This window comes from Streptomyces sp. NPDC058308 (assembly GCF_042880275.1).
GTDB lineage: Bacteria > Actinomycetota > Actinomycetes > Streptomycetales > Streptomycetaceae > Streptomyces.
Genome location: NZ_JBHVZA010000004.1, coordinates 115,673 through 130,157, shown reverse-complemented (window position 1 = coordinate 130,157; position 14,485 = coordinate 115,673). Strand labels below are relative to the sequence as shown.

The following is a 14,485-nucleotide window of genomic DNA, read 5'->3' as shown; positions in this document are numbered from 1 at the left end:
GTCCGGCGGATCCCGATGGACTGGCGATAGCCGCTCCGTTGGGCCATGAAGGATTGTCAGAGGCGCGCAGTACGGTCCTGCCATGGCAGCCAGAATCGATCTGACACTTGATTGCGCGGATGCACAGCTCCTTGCTGCATTCTGGAAAACGGCACTGGGCTACGTCGACGAGCCACCGCCCGCTCCGTTCAAAACACGCGAGGAGTGGCTTGCGCAGTTCGACCTCCCGGAAGAGGACACCGAGGACGATGGTGCGTGGCTCTGCGATCCCGATGGCGCCGGCCCTCGCCTGTCCATCCTCAAAGTCCCGGAGCCCAAGACGGCAAAGAACCGGCTCCACATCGACGTCCGGGTGCCTGGACACGGCAGCCCCGAGGAGCGGTGGGCGCGGATCAAGGCAGAGTCCGGGCGTTTGGTGAAGGCGGGCGGGAGGGTCCTGAAGGAGTGCGACGGACACCACGTTGTGATGGCCGACCCGGAGGGCAATGAGTTCTGCGTTGCCTCAGCGAAGCCATAGTCGCAGCGCGACAACGGTGACCGTGCCGTGGAAGACGTATGCGCGCTTGTCGTATCTGGTGGCCACTGCCCGGAAGTTCTTGAGCGCGTTGATCGTCCGTTCAACTTCGTTGCGGCGCAGGTCAGTCCGCCCCGGGAGCGTCCGAGTCCCTCGTCGGGGCGGTGCTGCTGGGGCGTGCGTCTTTTCCCGGTACTCGTGGCGGTCTCTTGCGTGCTCCGGCGGCGTGCTGGTGGGCGCGGCAGGACGTCGAGTCCACGCTCACCATCGACCAGTCGATGCGGCCGTCCACGTCAGCGTCCGCCTGGACGGCCGCAAGGATTGTGTCCCACGTGCCGTCCGCCGGCCAGCAGCGGTGACGTTCATAGACGGTCTTCCACTTGCCGAAACGGGCGGGCAGATCCCGCCACGGCACTCCCGTCCGCTGGCGGTAGAGGATTCCGTTGATCACCCTGCGGTGGCTGTTCCAACGTCCGCCCCGTTAGCGGCCCGGCGGCCGGCGCGGTTGGCGAGCGCCGCGGCCACGGCGTGGGCGAAGGCTTGCGGATTGTCCAGCATGATGTTGTGCCCGCAGTCCGGGACCGGGACTACGGACACCCCGGCTTCGGCGAGTGCGTCGGCGCCCGGGAGCGGACCGTCGGCCGCGGGCAGCAGGTAGGTGCGGGGGATCGTCAGATCCAGCAGGAGTTCACGCATGGTGGGGACGGTGCCCCGGATGAGATGGGTGGCGCTGCGGTGCAGGGCTTCGAGGCCGGCCAGACGCATCGTGGACCACCAGTGAGGGCCGACCCGGTCGCGGACTTCCTCCCAGCCTCCTGCCAGGAACTCCTCCTCGGAGTACGCAGCGACACCGCTGCTGCCACTGGAGCCGGGTGTGCGCGGGATCGGGTCGAGGTTGGCGTCGACCAAGACCAGGCGGGAGACCAGGCAGGGGTGCCTCGCGGCCAGGACGATGGCCACGGAGCCGCCCATACTGTGGGCGATCAGCTCAGCACCGGTGACACCCGCGGAAGCAAGGGCCGCGGCGAGGGCATCGGCGTGCGATTCCAGGGTGTAGTCGAAGCCGGTCGGCCGGTCACTGATGCCGTGCCCGAGCAAGTCGATCAGCAGTGAACGGTGACCGGCCAGCAGAGGGTGGACCGCGGCCTCGGCGAAGTAGGCGGGCGACGTCGCCCCCAGTCCGTGCACGTAGACGCGCGACGGCTCCCGCCCCGGCAGCTCCACCCAGCGGATCTGGTCGCCGTCGGCCGTCACGGTGGCGGTACGCACTGTCTGCTCCCCTGCATTCAAGGTCGTTGGCGAGACGAGGGTAACCACGCGACTCAACACGTCACCGCTGGCCCCCGGCGCAGACCCGCACCCGACCCCGGCCGAGCCACACCCTCCCATTGCCCGTTTCGTCGGCGGCCCTGGGGTCGCATTCCCCAGGGCCGCCCTTTGCCTGTCTCAGATGGTGTGGGCGGTCCAGCCGATGGTCTCCGCCGCGTGCTTTCCATCAGCCGAGACGCCGCCACCGAGGATCTCGTTGAGGCGGATTTGGAACCCGGTGTTGCTCACGTGGTGCAGCCGGGCACCCGGAGTTTCGGGCCCGTTGGACGCGACGGACGAGGTGTCCATTCTGGAGCGCGAGTATGCGATGCTGCGGACACAGGCCGTCAACACCCGTGAGACCAGGCGCCTGTTGGACCGTTTACTTGGAGAGCAATGAGTGGCACCGCGCTTACCTGGTTCAAGTCGAGTTACAGCGGTAGCGAGGGCGGCAACTGCCTCGAAATCGCCGCCCACCCCACCGCCATCCACATCCGCGACTCCAAGAACCCGGACGGCCCGCACTTCTCCGTCGCCCCGGACGCCTGGACCGCCTTCCTGAAGCTCCCCTGACGCCACGTGAGGTATTACCTCTACGTCTCCGGCACCAAGCTGGACATGCTGTACGAGCAGATCCCGCCGAAGCTCCTGAAGCGGCTCGCCGTCGAGGCGAAGGTCGACCTCAAGGTACTCAGCGTGGCCTTGCAGTCGCCGCTCAGGGAGACGACCACGTACGACAGGCTGGACATCGTCGAGGCATACCTGGAGCGGGAGTTCGACGTCAGCTGGATGACGGAGCCGAGGCCCTGGTTCCGGGGTGATCTGGCGCTGCGGATCGCCGGGTACGGGTCGCCGGACGGGCCGACGTTCATGACGGGACGCGAGGGCGACACCGTCGTCGCGCTCATCGGGTCGGCGCACCACCTGCTCGGGCAGCGGACCCCGCCCGACACCATCCAGGCCTCGCACTCCATGCTGCCGTCGTTGTTCCGCCTCCTGGGGGACACCCCGTCGCACGAGGAGGAGGCGGCGGCACAAGTCCTTGAGTTCTCACGGTCGTTGAAGGAGCCGCCGGTCTACGGCGAGTTCCTCGCGCGGCGTCTGCTGCACTCCACCGCCACCGGAGAGGACGGGCGGCAGGTCGAGATCGTGGTCGGCACGCCGTTGTACGTGGCGATGGCGGACGAGGACACGGGCCGGGGCGCCTGAGGTGGAACCGGACGTCGTGGGGATGCGGCTGGAGCGGGATGTCGCGGGCCTGAGCGAGGTCATGAGGTCGGGCCCCTCTCCGTACCACGTCTGGGCTGTCGACCTGCTGGGGGACATCGGCGGACGGGAAGCCGCCGACGCGCTCCTCCACTGTGTGCAGCAGCCCGACGACCATCCCCGCTACCTGCCTCTGCACGCCCTGTCCACCCTGGCGAAGCTGCGGGACCGCCGTGCCGTGCCCATGATCCTCGGGCGGTTGAGGAGTGCGGACGAGCGGGCCCGGACGGCCCGGATGTACGAGGACCTGGGCGATGTCGGCGGGCCCGAGGCGGTCCGTGAACTCGTCCACCGGCTGGGTGACCCGAAGCCCGCGCGGGGAGTCGTCGAGGCGGTGGCCCGGCTGCGCCCGCCGGAGGCCGTGCCCGTGCTGATGGCCGCGCTCTGGTCGCTGCTGCCCGGCGACGAGATGCACACCATGGAGGCGCTGCGGGCGATGCGCGACCCTCGTACCGGACCTGCCCTGCTCTTCCTGGTGCAGTCGGAGGGAACCTCTCCCCAGCTGCGCAGGGCGGCGGTCCTGGCACTCACGGATCTCCCGGAGGACTCCTGGCCGCCCCCGGCCGGCTGGGCCCCCGAGGTCATGCTGCGGCGCGCGCTGCGCGATCCGGACGCGGCGACCGCGCGCCCCGCGGCCGCACTCCTGGCCCGGACACGCACCGGCCTGAACGAGCTGCGGGGCCACCTCGTGGACGCGTCGCCCCGGCGCCGAGCCGCCGACCGCGCCCCGTCCTGCGCCGCCGTGACGGTCTGCGCGCTCATCCAGGAGCGGCCCGAACTCTTCGGCGAGGCCGAGGACGAGCGGGACGTCGCCGCTCTGATCGACCTGCTCGACGAGGGGTCGGTGCCGCCCGTGCGCAGGGCGGCGGCGGGCGCGCTCGGCTCCGTCGGGGGCGCGGCGGCGACCGGCGCGCTCCTCGCCGCGCTCGGCGACGAACGGATCGGTGACGCGGTGGCGCGGGCCCTGGCCACCCTGCCCGAACCGCCCGTGCGGGAGCTGCTCGCGGCGCTTGCCGACACCTCGCGACCGGGCGGCGCCCGACGCCGGGGCGCGGCCGTGGCGTTGGGCCTGCTGAAGTGCGCCGACGCGGCGTCGCCGCTCCTCGCCGCGCTCGACGCGGAGAACACCGCGGGCGTACGGGCGGCCGCCGCCGACGCGCTCGGCGCCCTGCGGCACGAACCGGCTGCCCGCCCTCTCGCGCTGCTCGCGGGCGACGGCGAGGAGCCCGGCACGCTCCGCGCCCGCGCCGTGCACGCGCTGGGGCTGATCGGCGCGAGCGATTCGCTGCCGGTGCTGCTGGCCGCCGTACGCGATCCGTCCGAGCCGGTGCGGGTGCGGGCGGCGCGGGCACTGGGCCGGTTCCCGGTGGCCGAGGCCGCCGACGCGCTCGGGCAGGTCGCCTCGGGGGACGCGAGCCGGGATGTCGCGCGGGAGTCCGTTCGGGCCCTGGCCCGGGCAGGCGCCCCTGGCGCACACGTCCTCGCCTCACTGACGGAGCGGCTCCGGTGGGACGTCGCACGGGAACTGATCACCGCACTCGCCGGGTGCCCGGGGGCCGGAGCGACGGCCGCCCTGGCCAGGTTGGCGACCTCGCCCGAAACGGAAGATCTCCATCTGCCCGCGACCGAGGCGCTGGCCGACCGCCGCTCCCCCGAGTGCGCCGCGCCCCTGGCGGCCGTCCTCGCCGCCGGCCCTCCCGCCCACTGGCACGGCGTCGCGCTGCGCGCTCTCGCGGCGCTGGGCACGGACGAGGCGGACGCGCACGTGCTCGCGTACTGCCGGAAGTACGGCCTCGTCAGCGAGGACCGCCGTGCGGCGCTCCGGAGTGTCGCGGAGCGCCGGGCCGGGCGCCCGGCCCGCCCGTCGTCTCACCAGTAACTCCCGTACTGGATCAGTACACTGCCGCCATGGCATGCCGCATCAGTGAGCTCGTCCTCGACTGCGCCGACCCCGAGCGGCTCGCCGCGTTCTGGTGTGACGTACTCGGTTACGTGGAACTCGGCCGCGAGGACGACGGAAGCATCGAGATCGGGCCGCCCGGCGTCGGCTCCGGCGGTCCGCAGCCCACGCTCGTCCTCAGTCCCAGCAGCGAACCCAGGACCGGGAAGCTGCCGCTGCACATCGACGTCAACGCCACCGACCGCGACCAGGACGCCGAGTTGGAGCGGCTGCTCGCCCTCGGGGCCAAGCATGCGGACGTCGGCCAGACCGGCGAGGAGAGCTGGCACGTTCTGGTCGATCCCGGAGGCAATGAGTTCTGCCTCCTGCGGCGTCGGCTCCAGCCCCTCTGACGTCGGCCGGTGTCTCACCGGCGTGAACAGTGGTCAGACGGCCTGAACACGCCCTCGGTTGCTTCCGCACAGCGTGATGATCGACATGCCGAGGCACCGACTGATCGTCGCGCGTTCAGGAAAAGATGACCTTGCCCCTGACCACGGGGTTCTGAACGATGTCAGCAAAACGAGGGTTCATCACATGGAAAAGTCTGCGCGTCGCATCTGCTACGGCGTCGGGATGTCCGCTTCTCTCATCGGAAGCCTCCTCTTCGCCACCTCCGCGGGAGCGGTGGAAGCGGGGCACAGCGGCGGGGAACGCGTGCGCGGCGAGGGCGGTTCGGCGCAGACGGTGATCACGGAGATCGCCGCTCCCACCGCTGCGGGTGCGCCCACGAAGCGGGACGTGAAGCAGGCCTACTGCAAGGTCACGGCCGACACCCCGCACTGGTCGAAGGGTGCGAAGAGCGTCATCTACAAGACGCGGGTGCAGTGCTTCGGCAACATTCCCACGGTCCGGGTGAAGGTGACCGGGAAGCTGAAGTACTACTCGGGCCAGTTCGAGCAGACCGCGGCGACGTCCTCGGAGACGCGCAAGATGGGCACGCTCGGCAACACTGCCACGTTCTACACTCCGGTGACGAACGGCAAGAAGGTCAAGTACTCGGCGAACTTCTGGGGCCACTCGACCGCCCAGATCGTCTCCCCGTACAAGGGGACGAGCGCGAAGGCCGACAGCAAGCAGCGCTACGTGAAGGCGCCGTGACCGCAGCGGAAGAGGGTGCGCGCGTGGACGCGTGGGAAGTGCATGTCGAGCTGCTCCTGACCACTCCCGCCCCGGACGCGGCGGGGTTGTGCGAGCGGCTCATGGACATCATGGACGGGTCCCACGAGTTCGCCGCGACGGCCACGGCCCCGAGCCGCGGGCCCGCCGGGGCCGCCGCGTCGGCGGGCGGCGCCTTCCAGATCGAGTCGCGGACCCCGGGTGAGGCCGTGGACCTCGCCGTCACGAAGACGCGCAGGGTGCTGGACGAGGCGGGCGTCGGCACGCGCGGGGTGGCGGAGGTCAAGCTGCTTCCGGGCGGGGTGGATCCTCGGACGCTGCTGTAGCCGGAGAGACGGGGCGCCCGGTCGATCGCCGGGCGCCCCTGACCCGTACCCCGGTGGACGGGATCAGGCGGTGTGCAGAGTCAGCCCGTACCGCTGGAGGATCTCGTTCACCGGCTGGAACCACGTCTCGCCGCCGCTGCCGCAGTTGCCCCAGCCGCCGGACGTCACGCCCTGGGCCTGGTCACCGCTGATGAACGAGCCGCCCGAGTCGCCGCCCTCCGCGCAGACGCTGGTCTTGGTGAGCTGGTGGACGACGGTGCCGTCCGAGTAGTTGACCGTCTCGTTCTTGGCGAGCAGGGTGCCGCAGTGCCACTTCGTGGTGGAACCGGAGCGGCAGATCGACGAGCCGACCGGCGCCTCCGCCGAGCCGCGCACCAGCCGGTCGGGGATGGTGCCCCAGCCGAGCACGACCGGCACGGTCCACCAGCCGTTGCCGACGGACACCCACGCGTAGTCGTTGTCGGGGAACGAAGAGCCCTGGAACGAACCGATGGTGGAGCCGTCCCAGCCGCGCACGCCCGCGCCCGCCCGGCCGCAGTGCCCGGCCGTGACGAAGCCGCCGTGCACCGAGAAGCCGATGGAGCAGCGGACGTTGCCGGTGTAGTACGGGTCGCCGCCGACCGTCCCGGCGGCGAAGGTGCTCGGGCCCGCGGGGACCGTGCCCACCCGCACGGGCGCGGTGGCGCGGGCGCGGCGCAGGAAGGCCGTGACATCGTTGTCGGCACGGTGGCCGTCGACGACGTCCACCACGACGCGGTTGGCCCGCGCGTCGACGCGCCAACTGGCCACGCCCGAGGGCGCCTTGAGCCTGTCGACACGCGCCTTCGCCGCGTCGAGGCCCGCGGCACTGTGCTCGACGAACCGCACGTCGGCCCCAGCCTCACGGACGCCCGCGGCCGCACCCCGCCCGGTCACGGCGACGGTGAGGCGCCCACGCCCGGCATCGAACCACGACCCGCCGTAGGCCGCACCGGCCGCCTTCTTCGCCTCCCGCTCGGTCTTGACGGCCCGCTTCTCGTCGGCGAGCCGCTCGCGGGCGGCGGCGGGGCTGAGACCCATGTCGCGCTGCATGGCGTGCAGCAGGGCGTCGGAGGCGGGGGCCCGGGTCGCGCTCCCGCTGTCGGCGGCAGCGGTAACGGGGGCGAGCCCGGTACCGACACAGGCGGCCGTCAGGAGTACGGCGGACAGACCGAGGCGGGTGCTGGACTTGCGTCTCACAGGGGGGTCCTCTCGTCGTTCCAACGGTTCCAACAGGGGTGTGATGAAGGGGAGTTGAACTATTGAGAGCGCTCTCATGCCATGGTGCGGCTGAGCGTACGGAGGCCGTGCGGACAAGTCCATACCTGCCGCCGGGGGGCGCTGCTAAGATCCACGGTGACATCGCGTGCCGGTCACCGGCTGGGTGAGGCATGGAGGTGTCGGGACATGCCTGTTGGAGGCATTCCTTGTCGGTACAGCTGAATCACACGATCGTCCACGCCCGGGACAACCGGGAGTCCGCCGAGTTCTTCGCGGACCTGCTCGGGCTCGAAGTCACCGGTGAATGGGGGCCGTTCATCGCGGTGGCCCTGAGCAACGGCGTCACCCTGGACTTCGCCACCGTCCCGGCGGAGCACATCACCCCGCAGCACTACGCCTTCCTGGTCTCCGAGGCGGAATTCGACGCCGCCTACGAGAAGATCGAGGCGCGCGGGATCCGGCACTGGGCCGATCCGCAGCAGAAGCAGCCGGGCGAGATCAACCGCAACGACGGCGGCAAGGGCGTGTACTTCCTGGATCCGGCGGAGCACGCGATGGAGCTCATCACCGTCCCCTACGGCGGCTGACCGCCTCCACGGCGAGGAGCCACCGGCGAGGTGCCGCGGACAAAGGCCGAGGGCCGCACCCCGTACGAAACGGGGTGCGGCCCTCGGCTACCGCGTGCGTCCGGCTGCTGCGGCGTCAGGCCTGCTTGCGGATCAGGCTGCGCAGCACGTACTGCATGATGCCGCCGTTGCGGTAGTAGTCCGCCTCGCCGGGGGTGTCGATGCGGACGACCGCGTCGAACTCCACGCCGGTGTCGGTGGTGACCTTGACGGTGCTCGGCGTGCGGCCCTCGTTCAGCTCGGTCACGCCGGTGAAGGAGAAGGTCTCCTCGCCGGTGAGGCCGAGGGTCTCGGCGGACTGACCCTCCGGGAACTGGAGCGGCAGGACGCCCATGCCGATGAGGTTCGAGCGGTGGATGCGCTCGTACGACTCGGCGATGACGGCCTTGACGCCGAGGAGCGCGGTGCCCTTGGCGGCCCAGTCGCGGGACGAGCCCGAGCCGTACTCCTTGCCCGCGAGGATCGCGAGCGGGACGCCGGCCGCCTGGTAGTTCTGCGAGGCGTCGTAGATGAAGGAGACGGGACCGTCTTCCTTCGTGAAGTCGCGGGTGAAGCCGCCCTCGGTGCCCGGCGCGATCTGGTTGCGCAGGCGGATGTTCGCGAACGTGCCGCGAATCATGACCTCGTGGTTGCCTCGGCGCGAGCCGTAGCTGTTGAAGTCGCGGCGCTGCACACCGTGCTCCGTCAGGTACTTGCCGGCCGGGGTGTCGGCCTTGATCGCACCGGCCGGGGAGATGTGGTCGGTGGTGACCGAGTCGCCCAGCTTGGCGAGGACGCGGGCGCCCGTGATGTCGGAGACCGGGGTGGTCTCCATCGTCATGCCCTCGAAGTACGGGGGCTTGCGGACGTACGTCGACTCGGCGTCCCACTCGAAGGTGTTGCCGGTCGGGATCGAGAGCGCCTGCCACTGGGCGTCGCCCGCGAAGACGTCCTGGTAGGACTTGTTGAACATGTCCTCGCCGATGGAGTTGGCGACGACGTCGTTCACCTCGGCCTCGGAGGGCCAGATGTCCTTGAGGTAGACGGGGTTGCCGTCCTGGTCGGCACCGAGCGCCTCGGTGGTGATGTCCACCTTCATGGAGCCCGCGATGGCGTACGCGACGACCAGCGGCGGGGACGCCAGGTAGTTCATCTTGACGTCGGGGTTGATGCGGCCCTCGAAGTTGCGGTTGCCCGAGAGCACCGACGTCACGGCCAGGTCATGGTCGTTGACGGCCTTCGAGACCTCCTCGGGCAGCGGGCCCGAGTTGCCGATGCAGGTGGTGCAGCCGTAGCCGACGAGGTTGAAGCCGACCTTGTCGAGGTACGGGGTGAGACCCGCCTTGTCGAAGTAGTCGGTGACGACCTTCGATCCCGGGGCGAGGGTGGTCTTGACCCACGGCTTGCGGGTCAGGCCCTTCTCGACGGCCTTCTTCGCGACGAGCGCGGCGGCGACCATCACGTACGGGTTCGAGGTGTTGGTGCAGGAGGTGATGGCCGCGACCGTCACCGCACCGTGGTCGATCTCGTAGGTCGAGCCGTCGGGGGCCGTGACCGTGGTGGGGCGCGACGGGATGCCGTTGGTGGTGGCGGGGGCGTCGGAGGCCGGGAAGGACTCCTCGCCCGCCTCGTCCGCGGTGTCGACGTAGTTGCGCACGTCGAGGGCGAACTGCTGCGCGGCGTTGGCCAGGACGATGCGGTCCTGCGGGCGCTTCGGGCCTGCGATGGAGGGGACGACCGTGGAGAGGTCGAGCTCCAGCTTCTCCGAGAAGTCCGGCTCGGCGGCCGGGTCCAGCCAGAGGCCCTGCTCCTTGGCGTACGCCTCGACGAGTGCGACCTGCTGCTCGTCGCGGCCGGTCAGGCGCAGGTACTTCAGGGTCTCGTCGTCGATCGGGAAGATCGCGGCGGTGGAGCCGAACTCCGGCGACATGTTGCCGATGGTGGCACGGTTGGCGAGGCTCGTGGCCGCCACGCCCTCGCCGTAGAACTCGACGAACTTGCCGACGACGCCGTGCTTGCGCAGCATCTCGGTGATCGTGAGGACGAGGTCGGTGGCGGTGGTGCCCGCGGGCAGCTCACCGGTCAGCTTGAAGCCGACGACGCGCGGGATGAGCATGGAGACCGGCTGGCCGAGCATCGCGGCCTCGGCCTCGATGCCGCCGACGCCCCAGCCGAGGACGCCGAGGCCGTTGACCATGGTGGTGTGCGAGTCGGTGCCGACCAGGGTGTCCGGGTAGGCCTGGCCGTTGCGGACCATGACCGTACGGGCCAGCTTCTCGATGTTCACCTGGTGGACGATGCCGGTGCCCGGGGGGACAACCTTGAAGTCGTCGAAGGCGGTCTGGCCCCAGCGCAGGAACTGGTAGCGCTCCTTGTTGCGGCCGTACTCCAGCTCGACGTTCTGGCCGAAGGCCTCCGCCGTACCGAACTTGTCGGCGATGACGGAGTGGTCGATGACCAGCTCGGCCGGGGAGAGCGGGTTGACCTTGTCCGCGTCGCCGCCGAGCTCCTTGACGGCCTCGCGCATGGTGGCGAGGTCGACGACACAGGGCACACCGGTGAAGTCCTGCATGATCACGCGGGCCGGCGTGAACTGGATCTCCTGCGAGGGCTGGGCCTGGGAGTCCCAGCCGCCGATCGCACGGATGTGGTCGGCGGTGATGTTCGCGCCGTCCTCGGTACGGAGCAGGTTCTCAAGGAGGACCTTCAGGCTATAAGGGAGCCGTGCGGAGCCCTCGACCTTGTCCAGCTTGAAGATCTCGTACGACTCGTCGCCCACGCGCAGCGTGCTGCGGGCGTCGAAGCTGTTCGCCGACACGACAGTCTCCTTCATATTTGTGCGCGTTCGCTCACATCCTGCCGCCACGACTCCTCGTCGATCCGCTAAGGTAAGGCTTAGTTAGGTAACCCTTACCGAGTGGCGGCTTCCGGTGCGCCTCGGCAGATATCTCGATGTCGAGATAACTCTAGTACATGACCCGCACGTACGACGAGGCGCGCCCGCCCACGCCGTCGGCGGGCGGCTCAGTGCGGGCCCGAGCGGGTCAGGCGGAAGCCCACGTCGTCGACGCGGTAGGCCGGGTGGCTGCGGCGGCGGGCGGAGGCCCGGCAGCTCCAGGGTTCGTCGAACCAGCCTCCGCCGCGCAGCACCCGGTACGTGCCGTAGACCTCGGCGTCGTAGACGTCCCAGCACCAGTCCCAGACGTTGCCGAGCATGTCGTACAGGCCCCAGGCGTTGGGGCGCTTGCCGCCCACCTCGTGGAGGCGCTCCTGCGAGTTGCCGCGGTACCAGGCGATCTCGTCGAGCGGGGCGTAGTGCGGGCCCGTCGTGCCGGCGCGGCAGGCGTGCTCCCACTCGGCCTCGGTCGGCAGGCGGTATCCGTCGGCCGCCGTGTCCCACTCGACGGTCTCGCCGTCGATGCGGTAGGCGGGCGCGTGACCGTCGCGCCGGGACAGGGCGTTGCAGAAGCGGACCGCGTCCCGCCAGGAAACGCCCTCGACGGGCAGCCGGTCACCGTGGGCGGCGCCGGGCCGCTCCCCGGTGACCTCCGCGTACAGCGCCTGGGTGACGGGGAACGCCGAGAGACGACAGGGCGCGACCTCGACCTGCCAGCTGCGGCGGGTCCTGCGGTCCGACAGGGTGACCCGGCCCGGCGGGACGGAGACCATCTCGGGCTCGAAGCCCGTGTTCGCGCTCATGAGCAGGGGAGCTTAGTCAGCCGTCCTCCACGCGCTCCGCGGCGACCGCCAGCGTCGCGTACCTCATCGTGAAGGCGCCGCCCAGCGAGTCGACGGCCGCGCCGACCGCGTCCATGATCCGGGACCGGCCGTCCGGGGGGAGCCGGGTGAGGGCGCCCTGGGTCGGCAGCTGGTCCAGCCAGGTGTCCCGGGTGTAGGCGTGCTCCCAGTCGAAGCGCCACTCCTCGGGTTCGGCGAAGCCGCCCGCCCGCCGGATGCCGTCGGTGACCTTGTCGAGGATGCGGCGGTAGGCGTCGTCCGCCAGGGCCGACGTCGCCCGGACGGCGATCGGGGAATCGGGCGCCTCCTTGCGGTAGGCCTCGGCGAACGCCTCCGCCACGGCGGCCGGGGGCTCGGGCACGTTCCAGAACACCACCAGGCGGCCGCCGGGCCGCAGCACCCGCGCAGCCTTGGCCGCCCCCGCGACCGGGTCGACCCAGTGCCAGGCCTGGCCGGCGACCACCGCGTCGAACCGCCGGCCCGCGGGCTCCCAGTCCTCGATCGTCGCCACCTCGCACGCGACGCCGAGCCGCCTCGCCAGCTCCGCCATCCGCACGTCGGGCTCGACGCCGAGCACGGAGCATCCTGCCGCCCGCAGCTGCCGGGCCACGATGCCGGTGCCGCAGCCGACGTCGAGGACGGCGGGCGCGGACCCGCCGGTGACGATCCGGTCGATCAGGGCATCCGGGTAGCGGGGGCGGGCGCGGTCGTAGCGTTCGGCGTCCACGCCGAAGGACTCCGCGATCCGGCGGTGCCGGTGGGGCTCGTTCTCGGGCTCGTTCTCCGGCTCGTTCTCGGGCTCGTTCTCCGGCTCGTTCTCGGGCTCGTTCTCCGGCTCGTTCTCGGGCTCGCTGGAGGGCTCGTCGCCGGGCCCGTTCTCAGGCATAGTGGGCATGCGCCCACTATGGTGGGCACGTGCCCACTCGTCAACGGACGTGCGTGCGGCCGCAGTTCGGCAGCCTGAGCGGTCGAAGAGCCTGAGCATTCGAAGAGCCGGAGCATTCGAAGAAGGAGAGACATACGTGCCGACCGGAGTCGCCATCCGCGATGTGCGCGAGCAGCTGTTCGACGCCGCCGAACGCGTCCTGCTCCGCGCCGGGCCGAACGCCCTGACCAGTCGCGCGGTCACCACGGAGGCGGGCTGCGCCAAAGGGGTCCTGCACCGGCACTTCGACGACTTCGACGCGTTCCTCGCCGAGCTGGTGCTCGACCGCATCGCCAGGATCACCGGCCAGGGCGCCGCGCTGCGCACCGCCGCCGGGACCGGCACCGTCGTCGGGCATGTCACCGACGCGCTGACGGATCTTTTCGGGTCGGTCGCCCTGGGCATCCTCGGCCTCATCGCCTCGCGGGACGCCCTGCGCGCACGGCTGCGCCGGACCACACCGGCCGGCCTCCCCGTACTGACGGAGGCCGGCGCCGTACTCACCGCGTACCTCACGGCGGAGCGCGAGCTGGGCCGCCTCGCCCCGGACGCCGACGTCGACACGCTCGCGCTCACCCTGATCGGCAGCGGACACCTGCTCTTCGCCGGACGGGAGGGCGAGCCGCCGGAGCCCGGGACGGTCCGGAAGGTCGTGACGTCGGTGGTCGGTGGGGCCGTGCGGGAGGCATGAGCCCGCACGCACAGGGACTGAGCTTGAGATGTGACCCGTAGGAGCCTTGGGCGCGTGGCTCGCATACTTGTCCAATGAGTTCGATCTCCACGCACCACCGGTTCCGGGACCCCCGGAGCACGAAGTACGACTTCCTCACGTCGGTGCTGGTGCGCTGTCCCGGCTGCGGGAAGGTCGCGCACATCGGTACAGCACCAGGCCCGTCCGGGATTCACGACCAGGGCCTCTTCGCACGGAGGCGTCTCGTTTGTCGGAGCTGCGGGATGGCGAAGGACTGGAGCCGTGGCGGTGTGTCCTTGCACCGGGACCGGCACGCGCCGGCCACAGACCCGTACTTCGATGTGTGTCTCTGGCTGCAGACTGAGACCCGGCACGGGTGGGTATGGGCCTACAACCTGGAACACCTGGACCTGATCAGACGATTCGTGCGGGCACCGCTGCGTGAAGGAATCCCCTGGCACGACCACGGCCGAAGGATGACCGTGGTGGCGCGCCTGCCCGCATGGATGCAGCAGGCCAAGAACCGTGACGAGGTGCTGCGGGCCATCGCCCGCATCCACGCCTCGCTGCTGCGCCCCTAGCCTTGTCCTTAGCCAGTTCGGCGCGGTTTTGTGCCGAACTTGTGGTGGGCGGGGCGCGGAGCGTCGTATCCCGCGTCCAGGACGACCAGGACATGTGGGTCACCCGGCCGCCACTGGTCGGCGGCGACCAACCGCTCGACGACCTCGCGGATCTGGACCGTGGTCACGGCGGCGACGTCGGCGCCGGGCTCCAGGCGGACCGCGTCCAGCACCGCCAAGTGTGACACTGTTCGA

The 14,485-nt window shown here is 70.6% G+C and carries 16 protein-coding genes and 3 pseudogenes; 11 read left to right on the top strand and 8 right to left on the bottom strand.

Annotation, left to right across the window (positions count from 1 at the left end; genetic code table 11):
• Positions 1-82: 82 nt before the first annotated feature.
• A complete protein-coding gene (locus ACFVYL_RS07895; protein ID WP_389713650.1) occupies positions 83-517 on the top strand; it encodes a VOC family protein in 435 nt (144 codons plus the stop codon).
• Here ACFVYL_RS07895 and ACFVYL_RS07890 read toward each other — a convergent pair.
• From ACFVYL_RS07890 to ACFVYL_RS07880, 3 genes and pseudogenes are all read right to left on the bottom strand, one after another.
• Positions 503-995 (bottom strand): annotated as a pseudogene (locus ACFVYL_RS07890) (IS5 family transposase); the annotation flags it as partial. The gene ACFVYL_RS07895 and the pseudogene ACFVYL_RS07890 overlap by 15 nt on opposite strands.
• Positions 962-1,783 carry an alpha/beta fold hydrolase gene (locus ACFVYL_RS07885; protein WP_389713648.1) on the bottom strand — a complete coding sequence of 274 codons (822 nt, stop codon included), beginning with the start codon at positions 1,781-1,783 and terminating at the stop codon, positions 962-964. The gene ACFVYL_RS07885 and the pseudogene ACFVYL_RS07890, both read right to left, overlap by 34 nt.
• Positions 1,784-1,960: 177 nt before the next feature.
• Complete coding sequence (locus ACFVYL_RS07880) at positions 1,961-2,131, bottom strand: hypothetical protein (protein ID WP_389713970.1); 171 nt, start codon at positions 2,129-2,131, stop codon at positions 1,961-1,963.
• Between ACFVYL_RS07880 and ACFVYL_RS07875 the strand changes: the two are divergent.
• The 7 genes and pseudogenes from ACFVYL_RS07875 to ACFVYL_RS07845 form a co-directional block, all read left to right on the top strand.
• Positions 2,118-2,222, top strand: a pseudogene (locus ACFVYL_RS07875) (transcriptional regulator); the annotation flags it as partial. The gene ACFVYL_RS07880 and the pseudogene ACFVYL_RS07875 sit on opposite strands and share 14 nt — an antisense overlap.
• Complete coding sequence (locus ACFVYL_RS07870) at positions 2,219-2,395, top strand: DUF397 domain-containing protein (protein ID WP_389713647.1); 177 nt, start codon at positions 2,219-2,221, stop codon at positions 2,393-2,395. The pseudogene ACFVYL_RS07875 and the gene ACFVYL_RS07870, both read left to right, overlap by 4 nt.
• Before the next feature lie 6 nt (positions 2,396-2,401).
• A complete protein-coding gene (locus ACFVYL_RS07865; RefSeq protein WP_389713645.1) occupies positions 2,402-3,031 on the top strand; it encodes a DUF7019 family protein in 630 nt (209 codons plus the stop codon).
• A 1-nt stretch (position 3,032) separates the two neighbouring features.
• Positions 3,033-4,967, top strand: a complete 1,935-nt coding sequence (locus ACFVYL_RS07860) for a HEAT repeat domain-containing protein (RefSeq protein WP_389713643.1) — start codon at positions 3,033-3,035, stop codon at positions 4,965-4,967.
• A 29-nt stretch (positions 4,968-4,996) separates the two neighbouring features.
• Positions 4,997-5,380 (top strand): VOC family protein, encoded by a 384-nt coding sequence (locus ACFVYL_RS07855; RefSeq protein WP_389713642.1) that lies wholly within the window; start codon positions 4,997-4,999, stop codon positions 5,378-5,380.
• 223 nt (positions 5,381-5,603) lie between these two features.
• Entirely contained in the window at positions 5,604-6,128 is a 525-nt protein-coding gene (locus tag ACFVYL_RS07850; RefSeq protein WP_389713641.1) for a hypothetical protein, read from the top strand.
• Positions 6,125-6,472, top strand: a complete 348-nt coding sequence (locus ACFVYL_RS07845) for a hypothetical protein (RefSeq protein ID WP_389713640.1) — start codon at positions 6,125-6,127, stop codon at positions 6,470-6,472. Before ACFVYL_RS07850 ends, ACFVYL_RS07845 begins: the two co-directional genes overlap by 4 nt.
• A 63-nt stretch (positions 6,473-6,535) precedes the next feature.
• Here the strand turns inward: ACFVYL_RS07845 and ACFVYL_RS07840 are convergent, their stop codons facing one another.
• Positions 6,536-7,690, bottom strand: coding sequence for a S1 family peptidase (locus tag ACFVYL_RS07840; protein ID WP_389713639.1), 1,155 nt, complete (start codon positions 7,688-7,690; stop codon positions 6,536-6,538).
• A gap of 227 nt (positions 7,691-7,917) precedes the next feature.
• On the opposite strand from ACFVYL_RS07840, the gene ACFVYL_RS07835 reads away from it, so the two are divergent.
• Positions 7,918-8,298, top strand: a complete 381-nt coding sequence (locus tag ACFVYL_RS07835) for a VOC family protein (protein ID WP_389713638.1) — start codon at positions 7,918-7,920, stop codon at positions 8,296-8,298.
• A 115-nt stretch (positions 8,299-8,413) separates the two neighbouring features.
• Here ACFVYL_RS07835 and acnA read toward each other — a convergent pair whose 3' ends face one another.
• The 3 genes from acnA to ACFVYL_RS07820 form a co-directional block, all read right to left on the bottom strand.
• Entirely contained in the window at positions 8,414-11,134 is a 2,721-nt protein-coding gene (gene acnA / locus ACFVYL_RS07830) for an aconitate hydratase AcnA (RefSeq protein WP_389713637.1), read from the bottom strand.
• Positions 11,135-11,340: 206 nt separating this feature from the next.
• Positions 11,341-12,015, bottom strand: a complete 675-nt coding sequence (locus ACFVYL_RS07825; RefSeq protein ID WP_389713635.1) for a formylglycine-generating enzyme family protein — start codon at positions 12,013-12,015, stop codon at positions 11,341-11,343.
• 16 nt (positions 12,016-12,031) lie between these two features.
• Positions 12,032-12,940, bottom strand: coding sequence for a class I SAM-dependent methyltransferase (locus ACFVYL_RS07820; protein WP_389713947.1), 909 nt, complete (start codon positions 12,938-12,940; stop codon positions 12,032-12,034).
• A gap of 136 nt (positions 12,941-13,076) precedes the next feature.
• Between ACFVYL_RS07820 and ACFVYL_RS07815 the strand changes: the two genes are divergently transcribed.
• Positions 13,077-13,670, top strand: coding sequence for a TetR/AcrR family transcriptional regulator (locus tag ACFVYL_RS07815; RefSeq protein ID WP_389713633.1), 594 nt, complete (start codon positions 13,077-13,079; stop codon positions 13,668-13,670).
• A gap of 74 nt (positions 13,671-13,744) precedes the next feature.
• Positions 13,745-14,251 carry a hypothetical protein gene (locus ACFVYL_RS07810; RefSeq protein WP_389713632.1) on the top strand — a complete coding sequence of 169 codons (507 nt, stop codon included), beginning with the start codon at positions 13,745-13,747 and terminating at the stop codon, positions 14,249-14,251.
• A gap of 44 nt (positions 14,252-14,295) precedes the next feature.
• Here ACFVYL_RS07810 and ACFVYL_RS07805 read toward each other — a convergent pair.
• Positions 14,296-14,475: pseudogene (locus ACFVYL_RS07805) on the bottom strand (transposase); the annotation flags it as partial.
• Between the last annotated feature and the right edge of the window lie 10 nt (positions 14,476-14,485).